This window comes from Mucilaginibacter calamicampi (genome assembly GCF_042676765.1).
Taxonomy (GTDB): Bacteria; Bacteroidota; Bacteroidia; order Sphingobacteriales; family Sphingobacteriaceae; genus Mucilaginibacter; species Mucilaginibacter calamicampi.
Genome location: NZ_JBHTHU010000001.1, coordinates 112,692 through 138,981, shown reverse-complemented (window position 1 = coordinate 138,981; position 26,290 = coordinate 112,692). Strand labels below are relative to the sequence as shown.

Genomic DNA, 26,290 nt, shown 5'->3' with positions numbered 1-26,290 from the left:
TTATCATTAACCTAATACCCCTGCCGTTAATTTGAAGTTTTGCGGCAAAGCTTACGTAAGCTAACCCGGTAACTCATCCCCTTGTTATTTAAAATGGGCTTTATACTTAGCGCTATTGATACTGTTGACACAATTGATGCGGCAACCTTCAAAAAAAATTATCTGGACCCGCGCCGTCCGCTGGTAATAAAAGGATTAACCGGCAACTGGCCCGCCATAAATAAATGGACGCCTGAATATTTAAAGAAAGTGGTGGGCCAAAAGGTGGTTCCGCTTTATGATAATTCAAAAGCTGATCCATCAAAACCTATTAACTCGGCAGCGGCACAAATGCCCTTTGATGACTATATTGATTTGATAATGGCGCAGCCTACAGAGCTGCGGATATTCTTCTTCAATATATTTAAACACGCTCCTGAACTTTTAAATGATCTGATATTACCGAAAGACTTGATGGGTGGTTTTATAGAAAGTATGCCCGCTATGTTTTTTGGCGGATCAAACTCGGTTACGTTTCTACATTATGATATTGACCTGCCGCACATTTTCCATACCCACTTTCATGGCAATAAGCATATCATTCTGTTTGAGAATAAATGGAAAGAGCGCTTGTACTGCCTACCCAACGCCACCTACGCGTTAGAAGATTATGACGTAGCTAACCCGGATACCAAAAAATTCCCTGCGTTGGAAGGTGTAAAGGGTATTGAAGTATTTTTAGAGCATGGCGATACCCTGTTTATGCCTACAGGTTATTGGCATTGGATGAAGTACCTGGATGGTGGCTATTCTTTAAGCCTGCGTGCCTGGGATGCATCCCTAACCCGTAAAGCGGCCAGCTTGTACAACCTGGCTATAAAAGGCGGATTGGATAGCGCGCTTAAAATGGCGTTCAAAGGTGACTATGCTAAGTACAGGGAGCGCGTGGCTGTTAAACGTGCTGATAAAGCTTTGGCAAAGGGCAGACCGTATTAATTTATTTGAATGCTTTAGTTCACTTAGTCATGCCGAATTTATTTCGGCACCCCACAGGACATGAACCTTGCTTAGCGTGTGGGGTGCTGAAACAAGCTCAGCATGACGTGTTACGAATTCGCCCGTGGGCTGTCATCCTGAGCCTGTCGAAAGGTGAGCGCAAAGGCCCGCCCGCATATCCTTCGACAGGCTCAGGATGACACCGCTCTTTGTCATTCCCCCTTGTAGGCCCTGGATTTCTTAATTCAGCGTTACATGATTGCAATGACAAAAATCCTCTACGACGTATGATCAACCACTACCTTCCACTCCCCTTTTATCTTTTTAAATAACAGCGTAAAGTATCCCCCTGGGTTATCCTTTTCGCGCTTTAAATGCCAGGCGCCATACACAAAGGCGTTTTTATCATCCAAAACATCAACCTTAATAATATCAAAAGACAATTTGCCCATCGCGGCTTTATCAGGGTAGCCGCGTTTATAATTGTTCAGCGTGGCCTGCCAGCCGTGCGTAGGCTTACTGCTCACAAACAGCAACGAGTCAGACTTCCAGTAGCCCTGCATAAAACCCTCCAGATCGCCGCTGTTCCAGGCAGCCATCTGCTTGTTCATTACGGCAATTATATTCTTACTATCCTGGGCAAACATTGTATGCGCGGTTAACGTAAAAACGCATATCAGCAAAAGTTTTTTCATACTTAAATATACATTTATCTTTTTATAGCGCGCTGTGCCTGTAGCTAAACTAAACATACAGCTAACAATAATTTAACACTGTAGCTACAAAAAAGGCCTTAACTTTAGCCGCGTGCTTAGCAACACCTCTACTTAAAAAAACGATATGAATAAAACTATACTTTGTTTTGGCGAAATTTTATGGGACACCTTTGCCGACGGCAAACAGCCGGGCGGAGCAACAATGAATGTTGCTTTCCATTTAATGCAGCAGGGTGCACCGGTTTGCTTTGTAAGCAGCGTGGGTAATGATAAGCCCGGGGCAGAGTTGCTTGAGTTTTTAAAAGATAACAACCTGTTCGGTCCGCTTGTTCAAAGCAGCAGAAATTTGCCCACCTGCCAGGTTGCTGTTAAGCTGGATGATAAACAGCAAGCCATATATGTAATTCCTCAGCCGGTATCGTGGGACCAGATCCTTCCGGATAAAAAACTGACACAACAAGTTGCAAAATCTGCCGCTATTGTGTTTGGCAGCCTGGTTTGCCGCGATAAGGTATCAAGAGATACTTTATTGAACCTTTTAAGTGATACAAAAGCATTAAAGGTGTTTGACGTTAACCTGCGTTCACCACATTATACGCAGACTACCATTGAAACGCTGGCTGCCCATGCCGATGTGGTAAAGATGAATGAGGAGGAAGCCAACCTGCTTTTGTCAAGTAAAAAAGGCAGTTTGAAAGACAGGATAACAGAGTTTCATATAAAATACCACGTTAAAACCATATGCGTTACACTTGCAGAAAGAGGCGCGGTAGTTTGGCACGACCATGAATTTTATGAGCACGCCGGCTATCCGGTAAAGGTGGTTGATACCGTTGGCGCGGGCGACGCCTTTCTGGCTACCTTTGTTAAGGGTTTGCTTGACAATTTACCAATGACCGATATTCTAAAACGCTCATGCGCAGTAGGCGGATTTGTGGCCGGTAAACGCGGTGCCAACCCACGTTATGTTGAAGGTGTAACAGAGTTGATGGAAACCTGGTAGGTTTAGGCAACCAGTCGCTCCCAATCCGGATGGCGCTTTAGCCAGATCTTAATATAGGCACAATACGGCACTACTTTTAGCTGGCGTTCGTCAACATACTGAAACACCTTTTCAACCAGTGCGGGCGCAACACCCTGTCCTTCCAGTTCAACGGGTACTTCGGTATGTATTAAAAACATTTTATCTCCACGCAGCTGATAATCAATAAAAGCCCGGTGGCCGTTAACAAACATCTCAAAATTATGATTTTCGGCATTGTTAACTAATGGCAGGTTGGTGTATGGCATAATTTAAATTTAGGAAAGTATTTTTAATAAACCATCTATTTACAAATGGGTTTTATAAATCTGATAGCGCTTATTGTCATACCATCCTAACAATTCCACTTTATCAAACTATTGAGAGAAATATTGCGTTAATTTATAACTGAAAGGCACACTATGCGCGGTTACGGATTTTCAAAGTTTACGCCAACTGAACTACCCAAAGGCGGATTTGACGAATTACTGAAATTATTTTTGGAGTTGCTCAATTACACATCGGGCGATGCCGGCGAAGCTTTGGCCTGGATGAACGAGTTGGATAAACAGTACGGCCTCACCAACGATGAGTATGGTATGGGCGATTTTATTGACGAGCTTAAACAAAAGGGTTATCTGGATGACGACCGCGAAGGCGGCGGCTTTAAAATTACTGCCAAAGCCGAACAAAGCATTCGTCAATCGGCGTTGGAGGAGATCTTCGGGAAGTTAAAAAAATCGGGCAAAGGCAATCACCGTTCGCCGCAAAGCGGTCAGGGCGATGAAAAGAACGCGGAGCGGCGCGAATTTGAATTTGGCGACAGCCTGGATCAGATAGACATGACGCAGTCTATCCACAACGCGCAGGTTAACCACGGTATAGGCGATTTTAGAATGACCGAGCGCGATTTGGAAGTTGAGGAAAAGGACTACAAAACCCTAACCTCAACTGTGCTGATGATAGATATATCGCACTCCATGATACTCTATGGCGAGGACAGGATAACACCGGCCAAAAAAGTAGCCATGGCACTGGCCGAACTGATCCGTACCAAATACCCTAAAGACACCTTGGATATTGTTGTTTTTGGCAACGATGCCTGGCCCGTTACCCTGCGAGATCTGCCCTATTTACAGGTTGGGCCCTATCATACCAATACTTACGCGGGTTTGGAGTTGGCAACAGATCTGCTGCGTAGAAGGAAAACATCCAACAAACAAATATTTATGATCACTGATGGTAAACCTACTTGCCTAAAGGAAGGTACCAAATATTATAAAAACAGCATAGGCCTTGACCGTAAAGTAGTTAATAAAACACTTAACATGGCAGCGCAGTGCAAGCGCTTAAAAATACCTATCACCACATTTATGATAGCTAACGACCCCTATCTGCAGCAGTTTGTGCGTAAATTTACCGAGACAAACGGCGGCAAGGCCTTTTACAGCTCGCTGAATAATTTGGGTGAGTATATTTTTGAGGACTATGCGCGGAACAGAAGGAAAAATGTGCGGTAGATATGCAGATGTGCGAATGTGCAGATGTGCAAATAATTATTGAATGATTGTCATTCCGACCTAAGGAGGAATCTATACACACGCTAAGCAAGCGGCAAATCAATGTATGGATCTCTCGCTATCGCTTGATATGACAGAATGCTTAAAGACTTATGAGTAACATACAAAATATAACAACATTAGGCCAACTAAAAGCCAGCGGCTACAAAAGTGAATCGGTAAAAGATGAACTGCGCCGTAACCTTATTACCCAGCTTAAAAAGAAAGAAGAAGGTGGCTTTGAAGGTATCATCGGATTTGAAGATACTGTAATTCCTGATCTGCAAACCGCTATCCTCTCCCGTCACAACATTTTACTGCTGGGTTTACGCGGGCAGGCAAAAACACGCATAGCGCGTTTGCTGGTTAATTTGTTAGACGAGTATGTTCCTTATATTGAAGAATCAGAATTGTTTGATGATCCATTGAATCCTATCTCCTGGTTTGGGCATAACATTGTTCAGGAAAAAGGCGATGATACCCCCATAGCCTGGATCCACCGCAGTGAGCGCTATACTGAAAAATTGGCAACGCCCGATGTTACCGTAGCCGACCTGATTGGCGATGTTGACCCAATTAAGGCCGCCACCATGAAGTTAACGTATTCTGACGAGCGGGTTATCCACTTTGGTTTGATACCGCGTGCGCACAGGGGTATTTTTGTTATTAACGAGCTACCCGACTTGCAGGCACGCATACAGGTATCATTATTCAATATTTTACAGGAACGCGATATACAGATCCGTGGCTTTAAACTACGCCTGCCATTGGATATACAATTTGTGTTTACCGCCAACCCCGAAGATTATACCAACCGTGGCTCAATAGTTACGCCGTTAAAAGACCGGATAGAGAGCCAGATATTAACACATTATCCCCGCTCGGTTGAGATCTCGCGCAAGATCACCCAGCAGGAAGCATCGCTTACACCTGAGCAAAAGGTTGCAGTGGAAGCAGATGGCCTAGTAAAAGATCTGGTAGAACAAATTGCTTTTGAGGCGCGCAACTCAGAATATATTGATAAAAAATCAGGGGTGTCTGCACGCTTAACCATCGCCGCTTACGAGAACCTGATAAGCAATGCAGAGCGCCGCATGATCATTAACCACGAGAGTAATACTTTCGTTAGGGTATCAGACTTTTTAGGCGTTATCCCTGCCATTACCGGTAAAATAGAGCTAGTTTATGAAGGTGAACTGGAAGGCCCAGCAAAGGTTGCCAATATCCTTATCGGCAAAGCCATTAAAACTTTATTACTTAAATATTTCCCTGATCCTGAAAAGGCCAAGAAAAGTAAAGCACCCAATCCATATTCAGAAATTGTTGCGTGGTTTGCCGATGGCAATACGCTTTCCGTTTTAGACGATCTGTCGGCAGTTGCCTATAAAAATGCTTTAAATAGTGTACCGGGTTTAAAAGCCCTCATCAAAAAATTCCATCCAAGCCTGACCGAAAATCAGCAACTGTTGTTAATGGAATTTATATTACACGGTCTTGCCGAATTCTCGCAACTCAGCAAAGGTTTTCTTGACAATGGCTTCGCGTTCTCAGACATGTTTAACAGTCTTTTCAATTTACAGCCGGATGATGACGATCTGGATTTAGATGATGACCGTTATTAAGATTTAAATATGTTCGGAAGCGGATTGATAAAACTTTTGGTAAGCCTGTTGCTTTTGCCTGCAGACCTGTATCTATTAAGCGGTTTAAAAGGCGCATTTCCCAAATGGAAGTTTATACACGGTAAAACCTTTAAGTGGCTTATGCTTAGCTTATCGGTGTTTCTTATTGTGGGTTTGTTTGCAAGCATTTACATTAAGCTACCTGTGGGCATCAGAGCAGGCGTGCTTGGTCTCTTCTTTATACAGATTGTTGTTAAGTTCATTTTTCTATTCTTTGTTTTAGCCGACGATATTCGTAGGTACTTTATTTCAAAAAAGAAAAAACCTAATGCAAACCCACAAATAAAAGAAATTCCCCGCTCAGAGTTTTTAATGAAAGCCGGGTTGCTGGCCGGTACAATACCACTGGTTGCAATGGGAGTTAAATCAGTTTCGAACGTTTACGACTACAAAATACTGCGGCGCAAACTTTATCTGCCCAATCTCCCTAAGCAATTTGAGGGAATGACCATCGCACAGATATCAGACATCCATTCCGGCAGTTTCTACAATAAAAAAGCGGTATTGGGGGGCGTTGAAATGCTATTGGCTGAAAAACCAGACGTTATATTTTTTACCGGCGATTTGGTTAATGACGTAGCTAGCGAGATGCGCGATTATCAGGATATTTTTAATAAGGTAAAAGCTCCCCTGGGTGTCTATTCTACGCTGGGTAATCATGATTATGGCGATTACAACTCCTGGCCCTCAATGACCGCTAAGCAAAAAAATCTGGAAGACCTGATAGCCACCCACAAAAATATGGGCTGGGATCTGTTGATGAATACGCACAGAAAGTTAAAAGTTGGCGGTGAAGAAATTGGCATTTTGGGTGTAGAAAACTGGGGCTCTTTAAGTAGGTTTCCAAAACGGGGGCGTATGGACCTCGCAGTTAAAGGTACAGAAGACCTGCCTGTTAAACTGCTTCTATCACATGATCCATCGCATTGGCGGGCACAGGTGTTACAGAAATATCCGGATATAGACGTAATGTTCTCCGGCCATACGCACGGGATGCAATTTGGTGTGCGGACAGAGCATTTTCAATGGAGTCCGGTTAAATATGTTTATCAGGAGTGGGCTGGCTTTTACAGGGAGGCTAATCAGCAATTATATGTAAATGTAGGCTATGGCTTCCTTGGTTTTCCGGGGAGGGTTGGAATTTTGCCCGAGATTACGATATTTGAACTACGATCAGCCGCCGACCCATCTCTAAATAAAGCCTAATTGCCGGTAGCTTTTCAGCCTCGGATGAAAAAAATCTTCCAATCTGTTTTGGATTTCTTGCTGTTCAGCAATGTTTTTATGGCATTGTGCGCAGTAGCGCAAGCGCTGGTTACGTTCCATTTACTGCAAACGGCCCCTATTTATACGGTGTTAGGTTTGCTCTTCGCGTCTACGCTTGGCATTTATAACTTCTGCATTCTTATTGATAAAAAGAACAACCCACAGCAATCGCCCTACATCCGTATTCGTTGGTTTTATGCGCATCATCGCTTAATGGTTACCATTACTATAGTGTGTTTGCTTTGCCTGGTGCCATTGTTCTTTTTAATATCGGTACAATCAAGGCTGCTGCTTATATTTTTAGGGGTGCTCTCCTTTGCGTATGGTTTGCCCTTGTTCTCAGTAGGCGATCATAAATTTGGATTACGCAACATCCCCGGCCTGAAGCCATTTTTAATTACCCTTGTTTGGACATTGAGCATTGTTCTGCTGCCAATTTTAGAAGCACAGGATATAGATAACATTGATATCTCTATGCGAGACAGTTTTATACTTCTGGCTAAACGTTTCCTGTTTATTGCAGCCCTTACTGTTCCGTTTGATATTCGCGATCTGTTTGAGGACCGCAAAACCAACCTGCGTACCATACCTGTTGTTTGGGGCGAGCGCAAAGCTTACTTGTTTTGCCAGTTTTTGTTAGGCGGATATATTGTGCTGTTATTCCTGTTTCACAATAACGGTTTTAATGCCAATTTTTGGGCACTGACTGTTGTGGCCTTGTTAACGGGTTGGCTGATCTTTAAATCTAACTGGCAAAAGAATGAGTACTACTACTTTTTTTATCTGGACGGGGTACTGATACTGCAATATATTTTTTTATTACTCTTTAGCCTGACAACATAGTTGGCCAATAACTACGATAACGCGGCCCCGTTTTACGACAAACTATCTCGACTGGTGTTTGGCAGGGCGCTGGTGAACGCGCAGGTATATCTGCTTCAATTTGTGCCCCCGGCTACAAATATTCTGATAGCAGGCGGCGGCACCGGTTGGATCCTGGATGAACTGACAAGGCTTCACCCCACCGGATTGCACATAACCTATGTGGAGTTATCGCCTAAAATGATGGCCCTATCGCAGCAAAAAGATACAGGTGCAAACAAGGTAACTTATATCAATTCAGCTATTGAGGATGTGTTTTTAGATGCCAATTTTGATGTTGTAATTACGCCTTTTCTGTTTGATAATTTTAGTGAGCAAACTGCTCAAAAAGTATTTGATCATTTAAACTCAGCGCTAAAACCTAATGGATTATGGCTGTATGCTGATTTTGAGCCGAAAGACAGATTATGGCAAAAAACACTGCTTAAAACCATGCATTTGTTCTTTAAGCTTTTATGCAGTATAGAAGCATCGCGATTGCCTGAAGTAAAAAATCTTTTCAGCAAGCGTCATTATACCCCCGTTCATTCAAAAGCCTTTTTTCACGATTTTATAAGGGCAATAGCATATAAACGTACGGGGTGATGCGCTTTTAAAAACGCTGTTAAATATCTACCTTCGGGCAATATGGAAAAAGAGTATTATCTGCTGGATGGTTACGAGAAAACAGGACCCTTTACCTACCACGAGTTAGTGCAAAACGGACTTGATGTAAACACGCAGTTATCAACTTCAATGAACGATAAGCTGCAATTTGCATCAGAAATGCCGGAATTTTACGATTATTTTCAATCAAAAGGTATTTACTTTCCTACCGGCGATAACCTGGCCAACTTTGGAACGAGAGCGGTGGCCTTTATTATAGATTACTTTCCGCTCTACATAGTATTAGAGTTAGTGGCCGTAAATACAGGCTTTATAAAGCTACCAACCGACTTAACTCTTAATAAACCCTTTCCTCAGTCTATAATTTTATTCAACCTGGGCTTTTCGGTCTTGTTTTTACTTTACAGAGCAATAATTGAGTCATCGCCCATTAAAGCTACAATAGGCAAAAAAATATGTAAGCTGGTTGTGGTGGATATTAATGGCAGCGCTCCGTCAATACTTCAATCATTAGGCCGCAATCTAGGCGTGGTAATGTCAATAATGTTATGGGTACCCTTTTTAACCATGCTTTTTAACGAGCATCGCCAGAACTGGTATGACAGCCTGGCGAAAACTTACGTAGTAAAAACCAATTAAATAAAAATAGCGATGGGTTTAAAACCCATCGCTATTTTTATTTAAAGGTGTACTAATACCTTTTTACACTAAAAGACGACATTCCGCCTTTAATTTTAATGTATATTTTATTGGTGGCATTTGCAAAGCCCGGGGTTTCATAAGCGCCATCGCCCACTTTAGTAAAGCCTTCAAAATCGCTTGATGAAAACGCGCTGCTCCTTGTTATACGGCAAGCTGCAGTATTGGGTATATCAATGTCAACATCTGACGCGCCGGTTGAAATGTCAACATTAGTAGTAGTTAAAGGCTGACCAAATTTGATCTTGAAAGCGCCTGCACCACCTGCCAGATCAAGCTTACGCACTTTATATTTTGACAGGTCAAAATCAAGGTCGGTTGCGCCTGTGGCAATGTTAATATCCCATTCAGGGTTTACGTTAAGTTTAAACATTGCAATGTTAGATTTTTTATGGCCATCGTTCCAATCAAACCGGCCCTTGCTGTTATCGCGCATTTTAAAGTTCAATACGTATAACGAATCATTTTTATTAGTTGTTAACTGATAGTTGCCAAAATACTCTTGCGTATTGGCGCTAAATAATTGGTTAGTGGTATCATTTAACTTATAGGTTGTAGCCCCGCCGCTTATGTTAAGCTGTGCTACCCTAATGCTATCAGTATAGTTTTCTGTAAAAACTGAAGCGCCTTCTAATTTGGTTATCCTTCTGCCCTCGCTGTAATTGTCGTCATCATCATCGTCGTCATCTACATGATAAGAGTAGCGACCCCAAAACGGGTTATGGTTTGAAAAGTTACCGAAAAACAGTAATCCGAAACCAACAACTATAACGCCCAATTTTAATACTGTGGCCCAGGTAGATCTGTTGTTGGCAAAAATAAGGTTGATGCCTATAATAACAATTATAATTGGCCACAGGTAAAACAGGTTCCAGAAGTGAAAGTGCAGGAAACCGTAGTTACGTAACATGAACATTAAACCTATTAGTATTAATACAACGCCGGGGAATAATTTATTACTTTTCATGATCTTGTATATTTAATATCAGTGTTGTAAAATTTTATTGTTGGTTTAAAGTGTTATCAGATGCATTATCACCGGCAGGAGCCGCGTCTTCGGGTTGTCCCTCCGCGCCGTCCCACTTTTCTTTTTCAACGGCTTTAGGTTTTTTCTCCATACCCGATATTACAACCATAATACCAATTATAATGAGTACAACCGGCCAAACATCATGAAACCTTATAAAGGGGATAATATCAAACTGGTTTAACAAAAAGAACGAACCTAACAACACCAGTGGGATACCTACTACTAACCCGGCGTTCGATTCTTTTTTAGGCTTCATAGCAAACGGAGGCACACTACCAGGGTTAAAAGGTGGCGTTCCGCCCCTGAAGGGATTAAAAGGCTCATTTACCGGCGGAACTGTATAATCTACATTCGGGTTGTTTAAGTGGTATGGCTTTTTAGGTAATACCGCCCACAATACAAAATAAAGGAGGGCGCCTCCGCCTTTTGCAACAAGTGCCAGCGCAAATATTACGCGGACTAAGGTTACATCAACATTCAAATAGTCGGCTATACCGGCGCAAACACCTGCAACCTTTTTGTTTAGCTCGTCTCTATATAATTTCTTTTCCATGATCTTAATTTTTTTTTTAGTTTGTTGTTTAGTTTACACCTGTCCGTACACAGGCTTTATTATAATCTGATCAACATTGGCACCGGCGCTCATTTTATAAATGTTTATTATGGCCGAAGCTATGTCTTCGGGCAGCACCATTTTGTCTTTATCAACGGCTATGCCCTTCCATGAGTCTGTTAATGTTGAGCCGGGTATTACTGCAGTTACTTTAACGCCGTGCTTTTCCATTTCAAGCCTCATTACATCATTAAGACATAACAACGCGGCCTTTGTTACGCTATAAATCCCGGCTTCGGGTATAGGATCAAGCGCCGCGATGGAGCAAATATTGAAGATGTGACCTTCACCGACAGAAACCATGGTTTTACCGAAAAAACGGTATAGTTCATAGGAAGGCATGAGATTAGTGTTTACAACTTTTAGGAATAAGTTTTTTTCGTCATCCAATATACTTGAAGCCACATACATGCCTAAACTGTTAACAATGATATGGATATAACCTAATTTTTGTTGAGCCGTTTCGGCAAAATGCAACAACTCTTCGCGGTTACTACCATCGGCAACAACGGTTATTACTTCGATATTTGGGTTTATATTTTGGAGTTCAGTTTTAAACGCGGCCAGGTCATCGGCGTTGCGGGCGCAAATGGCCAGGTTAGTATTTTCTTTTGCAAAAGCTATGGCTATGGCGCGGCCCATACCTTTGGTAGCGCCGGTTATCAGTGCGTTCTTCATGGTATTAAATGTAGGCGAATTTTACCAACCACTAAACAATAAGATAAAAATAGAAGCTTTACACAAACCAAAGTTTAAACAATCTTTAATAATTTCCGTTTACAATACGGTTAACCTACAATTAATATCTGCCCCATGCGGGAGCTCAAGGTAAAAAATGTATTTTTAACCGGCATTATACTTATAATATGTTCTATAGTTTAGGCAGATATATCCTCTTATTACGATTAAGTTTTAAAAAACCCGAGAAATTCAGTGTATACTGGACCGAGGTAATGCGCGAAATGGTATCAGTAGGTATCGGCTCTTTAGGTATTATTTGTATTATATCTGTTTTTATTGGCGCGGTAGCTACCATACAGGTGGCATTCCAATTATCAAGCCCGCTGGTGCCTATGAGCATTGCAGGTGGTATATCGCGCGATTCAACAATATTAGAATTTAGTCCAACCATTTCAGCTTTGGTGCTTGCAGGGCGTGTAGGCTCAAGCATGGCATCGCAGATAGGCACCATGCGTGTAACTGAACAGATAGACGCGCTGGAAATTATGGGCGTAAACGCGCCCGGTTTTCTGATAGCGCCGAAAGTTATTGCCGGCATTTCTATGATTCCGCTGTTAACCATTGTTTCTGTGGGTTTAGGTTTATGCGGTGGTTACCTGGCCTGCGTTATTACCCGCGATATTTCTCCTGCCGATTTTGTTAGCGGCTTGCAGGATGGCTTTAATCCGGTAATTGTTACGGTGTGCGCTGTAAAGTCAATTGTATATGGTTTTTTAATTACTTCAATTTGCTGCTACAATGGTTTTTATACTGAGGGCGGCGCATTAGAGGTTGGTCAGTCTGCCACCCGTGGCGTGGTTTACAGCTGTATATTTGTGCTTTTTGCCGACCTTATTGTTTCAAGTATGTTTTTATGATAGAGATAAAGGATATTTATAAAACATTCGGCGAAAACGAGGTACTAAAAGGCATAAGCGCCAAATTTGAACCGGGTAAAAACCATCTCATCATAGGCGGGTCAGGATCAGGCAAAACAACCTTGCTTAAATGTATTGTTGGCCTGCACGAACCTACTAAAGGACAGGTACTGTTTAATGGTGAGAATTTTACTGAAATGAGTTTTGAGCAACGGGTACCCATCCGCACAGAAATAGGCATGCTGTTTCAAAATTCGGCCCTGTTTGACTCTATGACGGTAGAGGAAAACATTATGTTCCCGCTTAATTTATTCACAGAAAAATCCCGGTCCGAAAAATTAGACCGTGCCAATTTTTGTTTGGAAAGGGTAAATCTGGAGGGTAAAAATAAACTATATCCATCTGAGCTGTCTGGCGGTATGAAAAAACGGGTGGGTATTGCCCGCGCCATATCCATGCAGCCCAAATATCTTTTTGTTGACGAGCCCAACTCTGGCCTTGATCCGCAAACCTCTATTCTTATTGATAATCTTATCAATGAAATTACCGAAGAGTACAAGATAACAACCGTTATTGTTACGCATGATATGAACTCGGTTATGGGTATTGGCGATCATATTCTATTTTTAAACCAGGGGCAAAAATGGTGGGAAGGATCAAACAAAGACATTGCCCATACGGATAACAAAGAGCTTAATGACTTTGTATTTGCCAGCAAGTTTATGCAGGCAGCAAAGTCTAAATTGTAATCATCAATTACCGACTTTTGGTAGCGGCCCTACTGTTGCCTCCGCTTTTTTCGGGATTTTAGGCGGCTCCATTCCTGCCGGGATCATGTAGTCTGACGGCAAAAAAGCAGCGGCCTGCCCCCATCCCCAAAAGCCAACAAATAAAATGCTGTTAACCGGGGTTATATCGCCACTCCGGCTTATTAAAAGACTATCGGCGGTTGGCCGGATGATAGACAACTGCCCGGCAGGCATTTTAAATGCCCGGTATACCACATTACCACGCTCCTTAAAATCTGCCGGCTCATTTTTAGGCGTATACAAAACATACAGTTCCGTAGAATCTTTAGTGAGCAAACCCAGGTTGAAGGATTTAAAATTATCGTCTACATCTTTGATATATCGTTTCAGGTCGCCAACAGGCATGAAATATTTTAAAAGCATGTCGGGGTTTAATATCGCCTTACTATTAAAAGATTTAGGGTTTGGAACTACATAAGTAAGAAACCCGTTTTCTTCTAATGTGTTGCTGAATAATGAGCGATAATAATGTGGAACAGAACCTAAATAAGTAGTAACCCGTTCCACATCCCATTTTTTTTGCTGTCGCGGATTACCCTTCATATCCTCAAAAAACAAAGTCCCGTCAAAAAATATCAGGTTATTACCTATTGAGCGATCATATAAAAAGTTATTCAGCAAGTATTTCATACGATATCCCAATGCCTTATTTTCTATTATCAAAAACTCACTTGAATTGGCAGTGAGTATATTGTTCTTTTTATCAAACCGCAGTTTTATATCGTCGGTATTTAAAATTTTGCATTGCGCGGCATTTTTTGATCTGCCCAAAAAACACTCCATAAATATGGCAAGCAGCCGCTTCCTTTCCGCAAGCGACATCGCATTAATTTCAACTGTATTAAGCATTTCATTGCTTTCCTGCAGCTTAAATCTAAATTTTGCATCCTTATTTTGCAGCATAAAGGCATGCTGTAAAATTTCATAACCTATCATTTTTACCACCACGTTATAGTTGCCCGGCCGCATCTGCGTAAAAGTAAAGCGCCCTTCGCTGTCGCTTGCAGTAACTTTTCTCGAGTCGCCAATAAAAACGGTGGCTCCGGGGATGGGCGCGTCTTTATCATCTGTTACTATACCGGTTATGGTATAAGTTTGCTGGGCACTGACCGCGCCAATACAAATAAAGAGGATTATGAAACAAAGCAGTTTTCTCATAAAATAAGCAATGGCGTGTATTTATCATTCGTTCTGATTATTACGCCTGGCCTCACCGCGACCAAACCGTTTTAATCTCGCCGGTTCAAACTCTGGCGGCAGTTGATAATCCGACGGTACAAATGCGGCCATCTGTCCCCATGTCCAGAAGCCGCCTTTTATTAAATTAGCAGCCGGGCTTACATCGCCGTTTTTGTTTATTAAAATGCTATCGCGCACGGGGCGAAGGAAGGATAGTTGCCCTAAGGGCATTTTAAAACCCCTTGTTATTTCAACACCATGCGCCATAAAATCCTTTGGTTCGCGTTTGGGCGTATAGAGAACATATAGTTCCGTAGAGTCCGCTATTAATGGCCGCAGATCAAATAGTTTAAAGCCATTATTCGTTGTAGTAATAAATTTGTCAAGCAATTTGACAGGCTTATAATACCGCTGAGGGATTTGCTTATGCTTTTTAGCGTATGCATTTAACAACCGTTCATCGGGTACCTGGTAAATCACGAATTTATTTTCATCTGTTTTGCTGTTAAAAAGGGCACGAAAGAAATGCGTAATAGAACCCAGGTAAACATCTGCCCTGGCTTGCTCCCATTTTTTAAGCTGCTGGCCGTCACCCTGCATATCTTCAAAAAAAAGGCGCCCGGTAAAAGCTACAACCCCACCTGCATGGCCATTATCATAACTAAAATTGGTCAACAGGTATTTTATCCGGTATCCAAGCGCTTTATTTTCGATAATTAAAAAATCGTCGGTACTCGCTGTTAGCACACTGTTTTGTTTATCGTAATGAAACCGTATTATATCGGGATTTTCTATTTTGCAATCGCGGGCACTATTAGACACGCCAAAAAAACAGCGTGTAAAGATATCCAGATACCACTCCCTGTCACTGCGGGATATGGCAGAGATATTAGCCGTATTAAGCAACAGATTATTCTCGGCGAGTTTAAACCTGAATTTTACGTCTTTGTTTTGCAGTATAAACTCATGGGTGGTTACTGCGTACCCCAGCATTTTAACAACCACGTTATATTTACCGGGCTGCACCTGGCGCAGTATAAATTTACCGTCAGCATCGCTCGCGGTGGCCTTGCGCGAATCGCCTAAAAAAATTGTAGCCCCGGGAATGGGCATATCTTTCTCGTCGGTAATTACGCCTGTTATATCATAAGCAGACTGCGCATTAACTGTACTTAAACAAACTAAAAGAAAAAGGAAACAAAATAACTTTCTCATTTTTTCAGATCAGGGTTGTTAATGCCATTGCTATCTGTTTCATCGTCAACAGTGTCACCCTCATCCTCTATTTTAGAAGGCTCCATTCCTGGTGGTACCTCATAATCAAAAGGCAGCGCCCATGACATTTTCCCCCACATCCAAAAGCCGGCTAACTGTGTATGACCAATAGGACTAACGCTTCCGTTTTTATTGATGTATACCTTATCGCTCAAAGGGGTAATAATGGATTTTTGACCCTCGGGCATGTTAAAAGTATTTTTTATTACAGTACCCCCATCTAAAAACTCGCGGGGCTCTTCATTACGTCTATACACTACATATAACTCTGTCGAATCTTTTTTAAACAGACCCAGATTAAACCCTCTTGAGTTGCTATCTGCCACATTAGTATATTTTCTGAACAGCTTAATTGAGGTAAAATATTTAATAGGTATTGTTTTCTTCTCTTTTATACGCGCTTCTAAAGCCAAACGGTTAAACATGTTGTAAACAGTAAATCCATTCCTTTCCACTTTATTACTAAACAACGATCTAAAAAAATGCATTGACGAACCCAGATACGCATCAACCCTTTGCTGTTGCCACATTTTCTTCTGCCGCGCATTTCCTTCCATATCTTCAAAAAATACGCTCCCGTCAAAAGATAAGATAGCCTCTAAACCAGACTGGTCATAAACAAAACTATTTAGCAAATATTTTAGCCGGTAACCTAGCGCCCGGTTTTCAATCACCAAAAAGTCGTCAGTGTTGGCCGAAAGGATGTTCTTCTTTTTATCAAACTTAAATACCAAAATATCTGTATTCAGGATCTTACATTGTTTAGCATTTGTTGATATGCCTAAAAAACAGCGTATAAATGTTGCCAGGTGTCGCTTCCGCTCAGCAAGAGACATCGCTGATATATTAGCCGTTCTAAGTTCAATATTGTCCTCCTGCAGCTTTACCCTAAACCGCATATCATTATTTTGCAGTACAAATGCATGTGTAGAGGCAACATAGCCCATCATTTTAACAACCAGAGTATACTTACCCGCTCGCACTTGCCTTAAAGCAAATTTCCCATCGGCGTTAGCAGCAGTAACCATGCGCGAGTCTGTTATAAAAACTGTAGCACCCGGAATGGGGATATCTTTTCCATCGGTAACTATACCGGTTACATTATAGACAGACTGGCCTTTGGCTACACCAATACAAGTAATAATCAACAATAAACAAAGGAATTTCCTCATAATAATTTACAACTACTAATTTAGTTATAAAGATGCTTAGTTGTACATGGCTGCATATAATTTTTTATCTTAATTTTGCACAAATACAACCTATTACGCAAAACGTACCAGGCATAACATAAAAAAATGATCCAACTGCTTACGCCCACCCACTGGAAAGACTACGAACTAATTGATTGCGGCGATTTTGAGAAGTTGGAGCGCTTTGGGAATGTTGTGCTGATTCGCCCAGAGCCGCAGGCTGTTTGGAGCAAGGCTTTACCACAAAGCGAGTGGCAGCGCCTGCATAACATCAGGTTTAAGGGCCGTTCGGCAACATCGGGCGAGTGGGTTAAGAAAAACCCTGCAACCCCCGACCGTTGGCATGTTGAATACAAAAACCCCGAGGCGGCTATTAAATTCCGCCTGGCGCTTACTTCTTTTAAGCATGTAGGTATATTCCCCGAGCAGGCTGTTAATTGGGATTATATATCGCAAAACGTTAAAAAATTTAAAACGCCCGATCCGAAGGTGCTTAATCTTTTCGCCTATACAGGTGGGGCATCATTAATAGCCCGCGCCGCCGGTGCTGATACTACGCACGTTGATTCTATACGGCAGGTAGTTACCTGGGGAAACGAGAATCAGGAGTTATCCGGCTTAAAAGATATCCGCTGGGTGGTTGAGGACGCTTTAAAATTTGTAAAGCGAGAACTTAAACGAGGTAAAAAGTACAACGGTATTATATTAGACCCACCGGCTTACGGCCATGGGCCTAACGGCGAAAAGTGGAAACTGGAGGACCAGATAAACGAAATGATGGCCGAAGTTACACAGTTGCTTCACCCTGATGAGCATTTTCTTATTCTTAATACCTACTCTCTGGGTTTCTCATCCGTGATAGTTGAAAATCTTATCCGCGGGGCTTACCCCAAGGTTGAAAACCTGGAAATAGGCGAACTTTATTTACAGGCTACATCGGGCATAAAGTTGCCACTTGGCGTGTTTGGCAAGTTTTGCAAACACAGGTAATCTGTTGATAAAATTGTTGTTTTTGGTAAACAAAAAGATGCTATTTTGCGTCTGTAAATAAAATCTAACCTATGAGGAAAATTTTTCTATCGTTCGCATTAGTAATAGGCTCTTTAACACTATTTAGTAACTGCACACAAAGCAGCGGAAGCAAAACCGGTGATACTACCAAAGTGAAAGCCGCAACCGCCAATACCGAGGCACCAGACACAACTACTATTACCCGCAACTACCCTCCTATTGATAAAGCACAATACGACTCGCTGATGAAACGCCTGTCGCATGGCGATACCACGGGCAAATGGCCTGTTAAAAATGCCCCGTACCCTTTGGCCGGAGCTGTTTTTCCTTACAAACGTGTAGTTGCTTATTACGGCAACCTGTACTCGAAAAAAATGGGCATTTTAGGCGAATTACCGCCAAAAGAAATGCTGGCAAAGTTGAAAGCAGAAGTTAAGGCCTGGGAAAAAGCTGATCCTAAAACACCTGTTCAACCTGCCCTGCATTACATCGCCGTAGTTGCGCAGGGCGATGGTGGTAAAGATGGAAAATATCGTTACCGCATGCCTTTTCAACAGATTGACAGCGTATTAACCTTAGCTAAAAGGGTAAACGGTTTGGTATTTTTAGATGTGCAGGTAGCTTTAAGCAACATACAGGCAGAATTACCGCTGTTTGAAAAATATTTGGCCATGCCGCATGTGCACTTTGGCATGGACCCTGAGTTTTCTATGAAAGATGGTTCAAAACCGGGCAAAAAAATTGGCACTTATGATGCTGCTGATATAAACTACGTAACCGGTTACCTGGCCGGAATAGTTAAAAAATACAACCTGCCTCCAAAAGTTTTAATAGTACACCGCTTTACTAAAAAGATGGTAACTAATTACCAAAATATAAAACTGCGCCCCGAGGTACAGGTAGTTATGGATATGGATGGCTGGGGCGAGCCTGAATTAAAGGGCGGCACATGGCGCTATTTTATCCAAAATGAGCCCGTGCAATTTACAGGCTTTAAACTTTTCTATAAAAACGATTTAAAAAAGGCCCCTCATCACATGATGACGCCTGAGGAAGTGTTGAAAAAAACACCTAACCCAATATATATTCAATATCAATAAAACTATCTGGTAACAGCTACTGATATAATAATATACCCCGGGAGGCACATAGTTGCCTCCCTTTATTTTTTCGTCCCAGCGAGCGGCCTGCTAACGAATAACTATAACAGTGCCCGATAGTTTAGCCCCGCCATTGCGCGGATCTATAATATAATAGTAGGCCCCGGCAGGGGCATGTATATTTTTATAGCTTCCATCCCATTGTGTGCCATAGCCAATTGAGGCGAATACCTTTTGCCCGTTGCGATTAAAAATATCAACAGTGCATTTAGGGGCGCTTTCTATATTCTTTATTAGCCACGTATCGTTGATACCATCGCCATTGGGTGTAAAGGCACTGGGCGCTGTAATTGCAGCTGTTGAATAGGTAGTAATGGTGAGTGTGCCTGGTATGTAATTAAAGCTGTAATTGTCTGCTTCCGCGCCATCTGCAACAATAGGATACCTCCCCAGCGGCGACGTAATGTCGGCCGTGGTGGTTATGGTAGGTTGCTTGCTTAATACGGCAGATGTTTCGTTATTTACAAAGCCGGTTATGAGGTAAGTTAGTGATGGGTTATCTTCCCCCAAAACCCTACTTTTGTTGTTAGCAGTTACTTTCAACATTGTTTTAACCACCACAATGTCCCCGCGTTGCGTAGTTACTATATAATTGCCCGCATCAAAGCCGTTGCTTCCCGTGGGAGTATTTGCGTCTACTGATTTTGGGTAAACACCTACCTTATCTGCCGCTGCAGCTCCGGTGCTATAAACCCTGGTTATGCCGGTAATTGTTTCGCCGTTCATCAATCCGGCCAGAACTTTAAACCCGCTTGTTGTTGCTAAGCTGCCAAGTACGTTTCCATAAGGCTTTTCTACATTATCCAATACAATGGTAATAGGTGCTCCTGCAACTACACCGGTGGGTATAGGCACTGACCGTTCAATCAGCCCGGTTGCGTTTATAGTGAGGGTTCCATTGTAATTTCGCGCGGGCACATTGGCAGCTAATCTAATATAAACCTCCACATCTGCCCTCCCGTTGCTATTCGGAATAACCAGGTTGCGGTTATATGTTATTCTATCAGTGCTCAGCTCAAATCCTAATGGTGCTGCAAGTTGCAAAACGGAGCTTAAGTTGGTTGCTGAAATACCAACGCTTGTTAAAGATGATGCTACACCGTATGTTGTACTTAAAGCAGCGGGTGCCCCTATAATATTGATACCTGGCGCTGTTGTAGATGCGGTTACTGTTATCGTATAATTAACCACCTCGCATGTGCCCGGAACAACGAAAGATCCAATAGCTGTTGGCGCATTGCCCGCGTCTATTCTGCTTATGAAAGCATTATTAACGGTATTATAGGCATAAACACTATTGTTCCCGTCGGTAACATAAAGCCTGCTGCCGTCATTCGATAGATCAATACCGGTAGGGCTGTAGGTTACAGTAGTGATAAACTTTACAGTTCTTGCCAACACATCTATTGTAGTAATTGCCTTGTTTATTGAATTAGTACTGTAAAGCGTGCTGCCATCTTTACTCAGGGCCATATCTGTAGCAACACCTTCTACGTAAATAAATGTAACTACAGTTTTTGTTTGGGTATTGAATATACACAAATTGTTAACTGTAGCAATGTAAATTTCCTTTCCATCGGGGCTGATGAGCATACCATTACTGGCGCTCTGCACATTTAACGGATAATCTGTTTGGGCAAACGTAGTAGTATTTATTTCATATACCTTGTTATAAGCCGCAGCATATAATTTTGTACCATCAGGGCTTTGCACTATACTACTTACTGTAGGCGCTGATATTGATGTTATTAATGAATTGTCGGCGGTATTAAAAACCTTTATGGTACCTTGACCAAAGCTGGTAACGTAAACGCGGCTGCCGTCAGGGCTTATGGCCAAATCGTCCGGTGGAGCCCCTACATCAACAGTGGCGACACTATAATTGGCGGTATTTATTACTATTAACGCGTTAGATGCATTGCTAACGGCATAAACATGCTTGCCATCGGGGCTTACAATTTGCCTGTTGGCGGTTTTACCCGTATTAACAGTTGTTATGCGCTCAAAAGTAGCCAGATCAATTACGGTGAATTCAGTATTATTGGGGCTACCAATATAGGCAGTGCCCGCGGGCACTGCTCTAATGGTTGCAGTTATATCCTTTCCGGTAGTATTTATTGCTACAAACGCCGGTATAGTAACGTTACCAAATGCAGCTAAGCCAATTTCGGGGTGATCATTGGTCCAGGCGTACTTACGCGCGCAAGCCCCGGCCGGCAATGCAAAAACACCCGTAGTTTGACCAGGCGCTACCGTTTGGTGCTGGGCATAGGTATTCAGTTGCAATGAGAGCGTAAAACAGGTAAAGATGAGCAACAGGTATTGTCTCATAAAATCAAATATAACCTGTTTTAATATTATATCAGCGGTTTACAATCATACTGACCTAATTTATCTTTAACTTATACACATTGATTAATGGGAATTAAATTTTCGGTTCAAACGTAAAAACCTGCTTGTAATACTTAAAGTAAGCAACGCACAAAAACAGGTTCAACAAAATTACACCAGCACCAATTGGAACACCTGAAGGTGCAAGCACAGCGTGGAACAGAAAAATATTTAGGCTGATAGGCAGCAATACCAGCAAAAAGAATGCGGTAAACCTGTTAACCAATAAGGCCAAACCACTTAAAATTTCCAATACCTTCATATACTGGAAGAAATAACCTGACCCAAACAAGCCGCCGGAGAAAGCTGTGGCAGCATCGCTCATTTTAGGCTGCGCCATGGGTATAAACGGAAAAAAGAAATTAAGGCCGAATAAGAGAAAAATAAGGCCTAACAAAACGCGGGCTATTAATGTTGCTGTTTTCATAACGTTTAATCTTAACTTTGTTAAAGAAACTTATGGATATACAAAAAATAACTTTAGCTAACGGTTGCTTTTGGTGCACCGAAGCTATATTCCAAACACTAAAAGGTGTAAAAAGTGTTACATCCGGATATATTAGCGGGCATGTAAAAAATCCTACGTATGAGCAGGTATGCACAGGCGCTACCGGCCATGCCGAGGCCATTGAATTGGAGTATGACGCCGATGAACTTAATTTAGATGAATTGCTGCTCATCTTCTTCAAAACACATGACCCAACCACGCTTAACCGCCAGGGAAACGACGTGGGGCCGCAATACCGCTCGGGTATATTTTATCATACCGAAGAGCAAAAGCAAAAGGCTTTGGAAACCATTAAAACGCTTACCGATAAGCAGCTTTTTGACGATCCAATAGTAACGGAAGTTACTGCTGCTACTGAGTTTTATCCTGCCGAAAAATATCATCATAATTACTTTAATGATAACTCCAATAAGCCTTATTGTGCCTTTGTGATACAACCCAAGCTTAATAAGTTTGTTAAAGAGTTTCAGGATAAATTGAGGCCCGGAACCTACTAGTAATACAAATGAAAAAATTACTGTCGATTGGTTTACTGATGATTGTAATTACCGTTACCGCCAACGCGCAGGATGCGGGTAAGCTATCAATTGTTAACGGGGGCAAGGTTTGGGCATCACTATATCAGCAGCGCGCGGCCGAGTATAAGGCACTTTGCTTTCAGGCCTACAATATTGCACGCCTGCGGTTGGACGATGCATTAAAACATAAAGGCAAAAAGCCTTTAGCGGTTATTACTGATGTTGACGAGACTGTGTTGGATAATAGTCCGTATGATGCAGCGCGGGCGGTTAAAAACAAAGACTTTGACCTGGCAGGCTGGAAAGCATGGACGGCAAAAGGCATAGCCGATACCGTGCCGGGCGCGCCATCGTTTTTTAAATACGCGGCCTCAAAAGGTGTTACCGTTTTTTATGTTACCAACCGCGATGAGGACGAGCGCGACGGGACTACCAGAAACCTTAAATTGTATGACCTGCCTAATGCGGATAAAGCACACATTATTTTAAAGCAAACAACATCAAGCAAAGAAGCGCGGCGGCAGGAGATCTTAAAAAAATACAATGTTGTTTTATACTGCGGGGATAATTTGCCTGATTTTGATTCGGCTTATGATAACAAGCCGCTGCAGGATAGCCGGGCGGCTGCTACAGAGCGTTTAAAAAAGTATTTTGGCAATAAGTACATTGTGATACCTAACCCCACTTACGGCGATTTTGAAAATGCTTTTTTTGGCAACCAAAAGCTTAATTCGGCGCAAAAGGATTCTGTATTACGCGCCATTATTAAGGTTACCGAGTAAGTTTATAGTAAAAAAGGGAAACAGGATAAAGCGCTTTTACGTTATAAATATTGAATAATCAGCCGAACACAAATAAACCAATATGACCATCATTGAGAATGACCTTTACAAAGTAGCCATCCGTAACCAGGGCGGCGAGCTTACTTCGTTTTACAACAAATCAACCGGTGTTGAACATGTTTGGCAAGCTGATGCCTCGGTATGGCCATGGCATGCGCCTAACCTTTTCCCGGTAGTTGGCGGCTTAATCAATAATGAGCTGACGGTTGACGGAAAAACCTACAACATGCCGCGCCACGGCTTTACCCGTACATCTGAATTATTATTGATAGAAAGCAGCCCGGTATCTGCAAAATTCTCATTACCCAATTGCGAAAAAACGCTGGCCATTTATCCTTATAAATTTGATTTTCAAATTCATTATGATCTGATTGATACCGCACTGCGTATAACCTATAAGTTAATTAACCACGATAGAAAGCCTATCTATTTTTCGGTTGGGGGGCATCCGGCTTTTAACGTCCCTTTTCACAAAGGCGAAAAGTACGAGGATTATTACCTGGAGTTTGAACTGGATGAAAAGTTAGAAACGCACCAGCTATCGGCAGATGGTTTCTTTACCGGCGAAACACGCCCTGTACCTACCCGTGAAAAAATGCTGTTTTTAACCCGCGACCTTTTTGAGAAAGACGCGCTGGTATTTAAAAAATTACGCTCGCGCGAGGTAAGCATAAAAAGCAAACTGCACGGCCTTAGTCTAACGGTTGAATTCCCTCACTTTAATTACTTAGGCATATGGGCAAAACCCGGTGCTGATTTTGTTTGTATAGAACCGTGGCTGGGCTGCGCCGATACGGAAGGCAAACCTACCGATATCAGTAAAAAAGAAGCGATACAGGAGCTAAAAGTGGGGCACGTTTTTGAAGCAGCCTATTTTATCAGTGCGGAATAATTAAGCGGTTATTTTTTTTAACTCGGTTTTGGCTTTTGCAAACCATACCTTATTGCTGTTACGCTCAACCGGGCTTAAGTGGGGCTGTTCTTCTATTATATCCATGAATATAGTTTGGGCATCCTCAATCCTATCCTGACGGATCAAAAACAACCCATACTCAAACCGGTTCTCAAAATAAGAGTAGCGGCCTTTCATGTTTTTAAACTCTTCCTCGGCAGCGGCAATATCGCCTGTATGTTCAAGTGCCTTAGCATATAATACATGTATACGCGAGCGGGCAAACTGTGGCAATTTGTACAGTTTGCGGGCAATAGGGATTATTTCCTGGTAACGGCCTTGCCTATCGTAAGCTACAATCAGTTGCGCCAGCACATGCTCATTTTCGGCAAAAGCGCCGGTAAGGCTGGTGGTGTATATTTCAACTGCTTTATCTACATATCCGGCATCCAGATAGGCATCGGCAAGCTTTATGCGGTTAGCAAAGGTATCTGTAAACTTAACCTCGTTCTCCAGTCGTTTTAGTTTTACACCAGGATCAAACACCGCGCTTATATCGGGTGCATTTATCTTTATCCTGCGGTTGCTTAATATCTCCTGGTATAAATAAATAAGGCTGCCTATAACCGGCAGGAAAACAATTATCCAAAGCCATTTTTGCTGGGTACCGTTGCGAAAGCTGTGGATAAGGCACAGCCCCTGTAAAATAAGTGGGATATAATACCAGTTGCCGAATAGAGAATACATTATAAGGTTGTATTGTAGTCAAATATAAAAAAATTACAGCATGCTGTAAATAACCGTGCTAAGGGTATTATTTCCAATAAGACGGCATTTGGATGGTTCCTCCTTGTACCCGGCAATCTGTACAGAAAGGTGGTGGGTTTGGCGGTTCTGTACACTCAGAGGCATCCGGAATAGAAAACCATTTTGTTGGCAAATCGGCTAATTGAATCAAAAAACGCTTTTCGGTAACGGTACCGCTGCTTATAAAACCTACTACCGGTTCCGCAGGGTTTGTGATACATCTAATATTGCCTGGTAGCTGCGATGGTTGCGCATCAAAAATAGTTCCTACGGCTTCTGTGTTCTTCCTCAGCGTTTCAAAAAAATCAAAGCCCTCACGTGTAAGCGCAGTTTGCCTTATCAAAACGCTGTACTCAACATCTAACTTAGGTGAAAGGCCCGGTACCGAAAGAATAAGCTTATCGTTTATACGATCTTCGGAAAGATTAGCTGTTGATGATAGTAAAATATTGGGCGAAGGTACAACATGCCAGCACCTGCCGTATGGCCCTCTGCGATTTAATAAAGTTTCATACTCCCACGTTTCTACAAAGCTGTGTTGGTAGTAAATACTCTTTCCGGATGGATCATGAGTGGTTATATGAAAGTTTAAAGCCTCGTTATCAAAATCATACTTAAAATCAAATGGCTGCGATGTTTTGCTTTCTACAAAATCTGAAAGATATTCACGTTTATTAGCAGTTACTATTCTTAACCTGTATTTTTTTGTTGGATCAGCACCAAATGATGGCCGTCCGTATCTGCCCGGCTTTAATAGTGCGGATAGCTGGTAAACCTCGCCGCCATTGCTTTCAACCTGCACTAAAGCATTCCGCTCCGGGGCGGTAACAGCTTTACCATCCAGTTTGTAGGTACGGGTAAGCGTATATATTGTTGAATCTGTACCGGTGTTGATCAAACCTTCAACTACCAGGTAGTTAATGTTGGCTTCCTTAAGTTCGGGAAAGTACTTTTCCTTGCAGCTGTATAACATTGCAGCAACTGTAAATACAACTGCCGATACAAAAACTGTCTGTCTACTTGCTATCATAAGTGGGTAATAAGGTGGTTTTTTTGCC

27 protein-coding genes are annotated in these 26,290 nt (G+C 42.2%); 15 read left to right on the top strand and 12 right to left on the bottom strand.

Annotation, left to right across the window (positions count from 1 at the left end; all coding sequences use genetic code 11):
* Positions 1 to 93 precede the first annotated feature (93 nt).
* A complete protein-coding gene (locus ACFQZS_RS00645; protein WP_377096138.1) occupies positions 94 to 975 on the top strand; it encodes a cupin-like domain-containing protein in 882 nt (293 codons plus the stop codon).
* A gap of 278 nt (positions 976 to 1,253) precedes the next feature.
* Here the strand turns inward: ACFQZS_RS00645 and ACFQZS_RS00640 are convergent, their stop codons facing one another.
* Positions 1,254 to 1,670 (bottom strand): YybH family protein, encoded by a 417-nt coding sequence (locus ACFQZS_RS00640; protein WP_377096135.1) that lies wholly within the window; start codon positions 1,668 to 1,670, stop codon positions 1,254 to 1,256.
* 145 nt (positions 1,671 to 1,815) lie between these two features.
* On the opposite strand from ACFQZS_RS00640, the gene ACFQZS_RS00635 reads away from it, so the two are divergent.
* Positions 1,816 to 2,694, top strand: coding sequence for a carbohydrate kinase family protein (locus ACFQZS_RS00635; RefSeq protein WP_377096132.1), 879 nt, complete (start codon positions 1,816 to 1,818; stop codon positions 2,692 to 2,694).
* A 2-nt stretch (positions 2,695 to 2,696) separates the two neighbouring features.
* On the opposite strand, the gene ACFQZS_RS00630 is transcribed toward ACFQZS_RS00635, so the two are convergent.
* A complete protein-coding gene (locus ACFQZS_RS00630; RefSeq protein ID WP_377096129.1) occupies positions 2,697 to 2,981 on the bottom strand; it encodes a GNAT family N-acetyltransferase in 285 nt (94 codons plus the stop codon).
* 153 nt (positions 2,982 to 3,134) lie between these two features.
* Between ACFQZS_RS00630 and ACFQZS_RS00625 the strand changes: the two genes are divergently transcribed.
* The 6 genes from ACFQZS_RS00625 to ACFQZS_RS00600 all read left to right on the top strand — a co-directional run bounded on the left by ACFQZS_RS00625 (position 3,135) and on the right by ACFQZS_RS00600 (position 9,346).
* Entirely contained in the window at positions 3,135 to 4,232 is a 1,098-nt protein-coding gene (locus ACFQZS_RS00625) for a vWA domain-containing protein (RefSeq protein WP_377096126.1), read from the top strand.
* Between the two features lie 152 nt (positions 4,233 to 4,384).
* The gene (locus tag ACFQZS_RS00620; protein ID WP_377096123.1) at positions 4,385 to 5,893 is read left to right on the top strand and encodes a sigma 54-interacting transcriptional regulator; all 1,509 of its coding nucleotides are present in this window, start codon (positions 4,385 to 4,387) and stop codon (positions 5,891 to 5,893) included.
* Between the two features lie 9 nt (positions 5,894 to 5,902).
* Positions 5,903 to 7,159: a metallophosphoesterase gene (locus ACFQZS_RS00615; RefSeq protein WP_377096120.1), complete on the top strand. Its 1,257-nt coding sequence runs from the start codon at positions 5,903 to 5,905 to the stop codon at positions 7,157 to 7,159.
* 24 nt (positions 7,160 to 7,183) lie between these two features.
* Entirely contained in the window at positions 7,184 to 8,062 is an 879-nt protein-coding gene (locus ACFQZS_RS00610) for a UbiA family prenyltransferase (protein ID WP_377096117.1), read from the top strand.
* Positions 8,063 to 8,686 (top strand): class I SAM-dependent methyltransferase, encoded by a 624-nt coding sequence (locus ACFQZS_RS00605; protein WP_377096115.1) that lies wholly within the window; start codon positions 8,063 to 8,065, stop codon positions 8,684 to 8,686. It abuts the gene before it with no gap.
* A 42-nt stretch (positions 8,687 to 8,728) separates the two neighbouring features.
* Positions 8,729 to 9,346 carry an RDD family protein gene (locus ACFQZS_RS00600; protein WP_377096112.1) on the top strand — a complete coding sequence of 206 codons (618 nt, stop codon included), beginning with the start codon at positions 8,729 to 8,731 and terminating at the stop codon, positions 9,344 to 9,346.
* A 52-nt stretch (positions 9,347 to 9,398) separates the two neighbouring features.
* Here the strand turns inward: ACFQZS_RS00600 and ACFQZS_RS00595 are convergent, their stop codons facing one another.
* The 3 genes from ACFQZS_RS00595 to ACFQZS_RS00585 are packed head-to-tail and all read right to left on the bottom strand — an operon-like array spanning position 9,399 to position 11,727.
* On the bottom strand, positions 9,399 to 10,373 hold the full coding sequence (locus ACFQZS_RS00595; RefSeq protein ID WP_377096110.1) for a LiaI-LiaF-like domain-containing protein: 975 nt from the start codon (positions 10,371 to 10,373) through the stop codon (positions 9,399 to 9,401).
* A 34-nt stretch (positions 10,374 to 10,407) separates the two neighbouring features.
* Positions 10,408 to 10,989 carry a PspC domain-containing protein gene (locus tag ACFQZS_RS00590; protein WP_377096107.1) on the bottom strand — a complete coding sequence of 194 codons (582 nt, stop codon included), beginning with the start codon at positions 10,987 to 10,989 and terminating at the stop codon, positions 10,408 to 10,410.
* A 33-nt stretch (positions 10,990 to 11,022) separates the two neighbouring features.
* The gene (locus ACFQZS_RS00585; protein ID WP_377096104.1) at positions 11,023 to 11,727 is read right to left on the bottom strand and encodes an SDR family NAD(P)-dependent oxidoreductase; all 705 of its coding nucleotides are present in this window, start codon (positions 11,725 to 11,727) and stop codon (positions 11,023 to 11,025) included.
* Between the two features lie 188 nt (positions 11,728 to 11,915).
* Here ACFQZS_RS00585 and ACFQZS_RS00580 point away from each other — a divergent pair, with 188 nt between their 5' ends.
* Positions 11,916 to 12,647 carry an MlaE family ABC transporter permease gene (locus ACFQZS_RS00580; RefSeq protein WP_377096101.1) on the top strand — a complete coding sequence of 244 codons (732 nt, stop codon included), beginning with the start codon at positions 11,916 to 11,918 and terminating at the stop codon, positions 12,645 to 12,647.
* On the top strand, positions 12,644 to 13,396 hold the full coding sequence (locus ACFQZS_RS00575; protein ID WP_377096098.1) for an ABC transporter ATP-binding protein: 753 nt from the start codon (positions 12,644 to 12,646) through the stop codon (positions 13,394 to 13,396). The genes ACFQZS_RS00580 and ACFQZS_RS00575 overlap by 4 nt, the downstream gene beginning before the upstream one ends.
* A gap of 3 nt (positions 13,397 to 13,399) precedes the next feature.
* Here the strand turns inward: ACFQZS_RS00575 and ACFQZS_RS00570 are convergent, their stop codons facing one another.
* Genes ACFQZS_RS00570 through ACFQZS_RS00560 form a run of 3 tightly spaced genes read right to left on the bottom strand, consistent with a single transcriptional unit; the run spans position 13,400 to position 17,082 of the window.
* Positions 13,400 to 14,614 carry a carboxypeptidase-like regulatory domain-containing protein gene (locus ACFQZS_RS00570; RefSeq protein ID WP_377096095.1) on the bottom strand — a complete coding sequence of 405 codons (1,215 nt, stop codon included), beginning with the start codon at positions 14,612 to 14,614 and terminating at the stop codon, positions 13,400 to 13,402.
* Positions 14,615 to 14,638: 24 nt separating this feature from the next.
* Positions 14,639 to 15,850, bottom strand: coding sequence for a carboxypeptidase-like regulatory domain-containing protein (locus tag ACFQZS_RS00565; RefSeq protein WP_377096092.1), 1,212 nt, complete (start codon positions 15,848 to 15,850; stop codon positions 14,639 to 14,641).
* Positions 15,847 to 17,082 (bottom strand): carboxypeptidase-like regulatory domain-containing protein, encoded by a 1,236-nt coding sequence (locus ACFQZS_RS00560; protein ID WP_377096089.1) that lies wholly within the window; start codon positions 17,080 to 17,082, stop codon positions 15,847 to 15,849. Before ACFQZS_RS00560 ends, ACFQZS_RS00565 begins: the two co-directional genes overlap by 4 nt.
* A gap of 126 nt (positions 17,083 to 17,208) precedes the next feature.
* On the opposite strand from ACFQZS_RS00560, the gene ACFQZS_RS00555 reads away from it, so the two are divergent.
* Both ACFQZS_RS00555 and ACFQZS_RS00550 read left to right on the top strand, forming a co-directional pair.
* A complete protein-coding gene (locus ACFQZS_RS00555; RefSeq protein ID WP_377096086.1) occupies positions 17,209 to 18,093 on the top strand; it encodes a class I SAM-dependent methyltransferase in 885 nt (294 codons plus the stop codon).
* Between the two features lie 71 nt (positions 18,094 to 18,164).
* Positions 18,165 to 19,214, top strand: a complete 1,050-nt coding sequence (locus ACFQZS_RS00550) for a hypothetical protein (protein ID WP_377096083.1) — start codon at positions 18,165 to 18,167, stop codon at positions 19,212 to 19,214.
* Positions 19,215 to 19,304: 90 nt separating this feature from the next.
* Here ACFQZS_RS00550 and ACFQZS_RS00545 read toward each other — a convergent pair whose 3' ends face one another.
* Both ACFQZS_RS00545 and ACFQZS_RS00540 read right to left on the bottom strand, forming a co-directional pair.
* Positions 19,305 to 21,605: an MBG domain-containing protein gene (locus ACFQZS_RS00545; RefSeq protein ID WP_377096080.1), complete on the bottom strand. Its 2,301-nt coding sequence runs from the start codon at positions 21,603 to 21,605 to the stop codon at positions 19,305 to 19,307.
* Between the two features lie 94 nt (positions 21,606 to 21,699).
* Positions 21,700 to 22,092, bottom strand: a complete 393-nt coding sequence (locus ACFQZS_RS00540) for a hypothetical protein (RefSeq protein ID WP_377096077.1) — start codon at positions 22,090 to 22,092, stop codon at positions 21,700 to 21,702.
* Positions 22,093 to 22,124: 32 nt separating this feature from the next.
* Here ACFQZS_RS00540 and msrA point away from each other — a divergent pair, with 32 nt between their 5' ends.
* The 3 genes from msrA to ACFQZS_RS00525 all read left to right on the top strand — a co-directional run bounded on the left by msrA (position 22,125) and on the right by ACFQZS_RS00525 (position 24,425).
* Positions 22,125 to 22,670, top strand: a complete 546-nt coding sequence (gene msrA / locus ACFQZS_RS00535; protein WP_377096074.1) for a peptide-methionine (S)-S-oxide reductase MsrA — start codon at positions 22,125 to 22,127, stop codon at positions 22,668 to 22,670.
* Positions 22,671 to 22,678: 8 nt separating this feature from the next.
* Positions 22,679 to 23,473 (top strand): 5'-nucleotidase, lipoprotein e(P4) family, encoded by a 795-nt coding sequence (locus ACFQZS_RS00530; RefSeq protein ID WP_377096072.1) that lies wholly within the window; start codon positions 22,679 to 22,681, stop codon positions 23,471 to 23,473.
* A gap of 82 nt (positions 23,474 to 23,555) precedes the next feature.
* On the top strand, positions 23,556 to 24,425 hold the full coding sequence (locus tag ACFQZS_RS00525) for an aldose 1-epimerase family protein (protein WP_377096069.1): 870 nt from the start codon (positions 23,556 to 23,558) through the stop codon (positions 24,423 to 24,425).
* Here the strand turns inward: ACFQZS_RS00525 and ACFQZS_RS00520 are convergent, their stop codons facing one another.
* Both ACFQZS_RS00520 and ACFQZS_RS00515 read right to left on the bottom strand, forming a co-directional pair.
* Positions 24,426 to 25,172, bottom strand: a complete 747-nt coding sequence (locus tag ACFQZS_RS00520) for a hypothetical protein (RefSeq protein WP_377096066.1) — start codon at positions 25,170 to 25,172, stop codon at positions 24,426 to 24,428. It abuts the gene before it with no gap.
* A gap of 67 nt (positions 25,173 to 25,239) precedes the next feature.
* On the bottom strand, positions 25,240 to 26,262 hold the full coding sequence (locus ACFQZS_RS00515; RefSeq protein WP_377096063.1) for a DUF4249 domain-containing protein: 1,023 nt from the start codon (positions 26,260 to 26,262) through the stop codon (positions 25,240 to 25,242).
* Positions 26,263 to 26,290 lie beyond the last annotated feature (28 nt).

Coding starts and splice junctions, on each gene's coding strand:
- ACFQZS_RS00645 (WP_377096138.1), top strand. CDS start 94: ATGGGCTTTATACTTAGCGCTATTGATACTGTTGACACAATTGATGCG.
- ACFQZS_RS00640 (WP_377096135.1), bottom strand. CDS start 1,670: ATGAAAAAACTTTTGCTGATATGCGTTTTTACGTTAACCGCGCATACA.
- ACFQZS_RS00635 (WP_377096132.1), top strand. CDS start 1,816: ATGAATAAAACTATACTTTGTTTTGGCGAAATTTTATGGGACACCTTT.
- ACFQZS_RS00630 (WP_377096129.1), bottom strand. CDS start 2,981: ATGCCATACACCAACCTGCCATTAGTTAACAATGCCGAAAATCATAAT.
- ACFQZS_RS00625 (WP_377096126.1), top strand. CDS start 3,135: ATGCGCGGTTACGGATTTTCAAAGTTTACGCCAACTGAACTACCCAAA.
- ACFQZS_RS00620 (WP_377096123.1), top strand. CDS start 4,385: ATGAGTAACATACAAAATATAACAACATTAGGCCAACTAAAAGCCAGC.
- ACFQZS_RS00615 (WP_377096120.1), top strand. CDS start 5,903: ATGTTCGGAAGCGGATTGATAAAACTTTTGGTAAGCCTGTTGCTTTTG.
- ACFQZS_RS00610 (WP_377096117.1), top strand. CDS start 7,184: ATGAAAAAAATCTTCCAATCTGTTTTGGATTTCTTGCTGTTCAGCAAT.
- ACFQZS_RS00600 (WP_377096112.1), top strand. CDS start 8,729: ATGGAAAAAGAGTATTATCTGCTGGATGGTTACGAGAAAACAGGACCC.
- ACFQZS_RS00595 (WP_377096110.1), bottom strand. CDS start 10,373: ATGAAAAGTAATAAATTATTCCCCGGCGTTGTATTAATACTAATAGGT.
- ACFQZS_RS00590 (WP_377096107.1), bottom strand. CDS start 10,989: ATGGAAAAGAAATTATATAGAGACGAGCTAAACAAAAAGGTTGCAGGT.
- ACFQZS_RS00585 (WP_377096104.1), bottom strand. CDS start 11,727: ATGAAGAACGCACTGATAACCGGCGCTACCAAAGGTATGGGCCGCGCC.
- ACFQZS_RS00580 (WP_377096101.1), top strand. CDS start 11,916: ATGTTCTATAGTTTAGGCAGATATATCCTCTTATTACGATTAAGTTTT.
- ACFQZS_RS00575 (WP_377096098.1), top strand. CDS start 12,644: ATGATAGAGATAAAGGATATTTATAAAACATTCGGCGAAAACGAGGTA.
- ACFQZS_RS00570 (WP_377096095.1), bottom strand. CDS start 14,614: ATGAGAAAACTGCTTTGTTTCATAATCCTCTTTATTTGTATTGGCGCG.
- ACFQZS_RS00565 (WP_377096092.1), bottom strand. CDS start 15,850: ATGAGAAAGTTATTTTGTTTCCTTTTTCTTTTAGTTTGTTTAAGTACA.
- ACFQZS_RS00560 (WP_377096089.1), bottom strand. CDS start 17,082: ATGAGGAAATTCCTTTGTTTATTGTTGATTATTACTTGTATTGGTGTA.
- ACFQZS_RS00555 (WP_377096086.1), top strand. CDS start 17,209: ATGATCCAACTGCTTACGCCCACCCACTGGAAAGACTACGAACTAATT.
- ACFQZS_RS00550 (WP_377096083.1), top strand. CDS start 18,165: ATGAGGAAAATTTTTCTATCGTTCGCATTAGTAATAGGCTCTTTAACA.
- ACFQZS_RS00545 (WP_377096080.1), bottom strand. CDS start 21,605: ATGAGACAATACCTGTTGCTCATCTTTACCTGTTTTACGCTCTCATTG.
- ACFQZS_RS00540 (WP_377096077.1), bottom strand. CDS start 22,092: ATGAAAACAGCAACATTAATAGCCCGCGTTTTGTTAGGCCTTATTTTT.
- msrA (WP_377096074.1), top strand. CDS start 22,125: ATGGATATACAAAAAATAACTTTAGCTAACGGTTGCTTTTGGTGCACC.
- ACFQZS_RS00530 (WP_377096072.1), top strand. CDS start 22,679: ATGAAAAAATTACTGTCGATTGGTTTACTGATGATTGTAATTACCGTT.
- ACFQZS_RS00525 (WP_377096069.1), top strand. CDS start 23,556: ATGACCATCATTGAGAATGACCTTTACAAAGTAGCCATCCGTAACCAG.
- ACFQZS_RS00520 (WP_377096066.1), bottom strand. CDS start 25,172: ATGTATTCTCTATTCGGCAACTGGTATTATATCCCACTTATTTTACAG.
- ACFQZS_RS00515 (WP_377096063.1), bottom strand. CDS start 26,262: ATGATAGCAAGTAGACAGACAGTTTTTGTATCGGCAGTTGTATTTACA.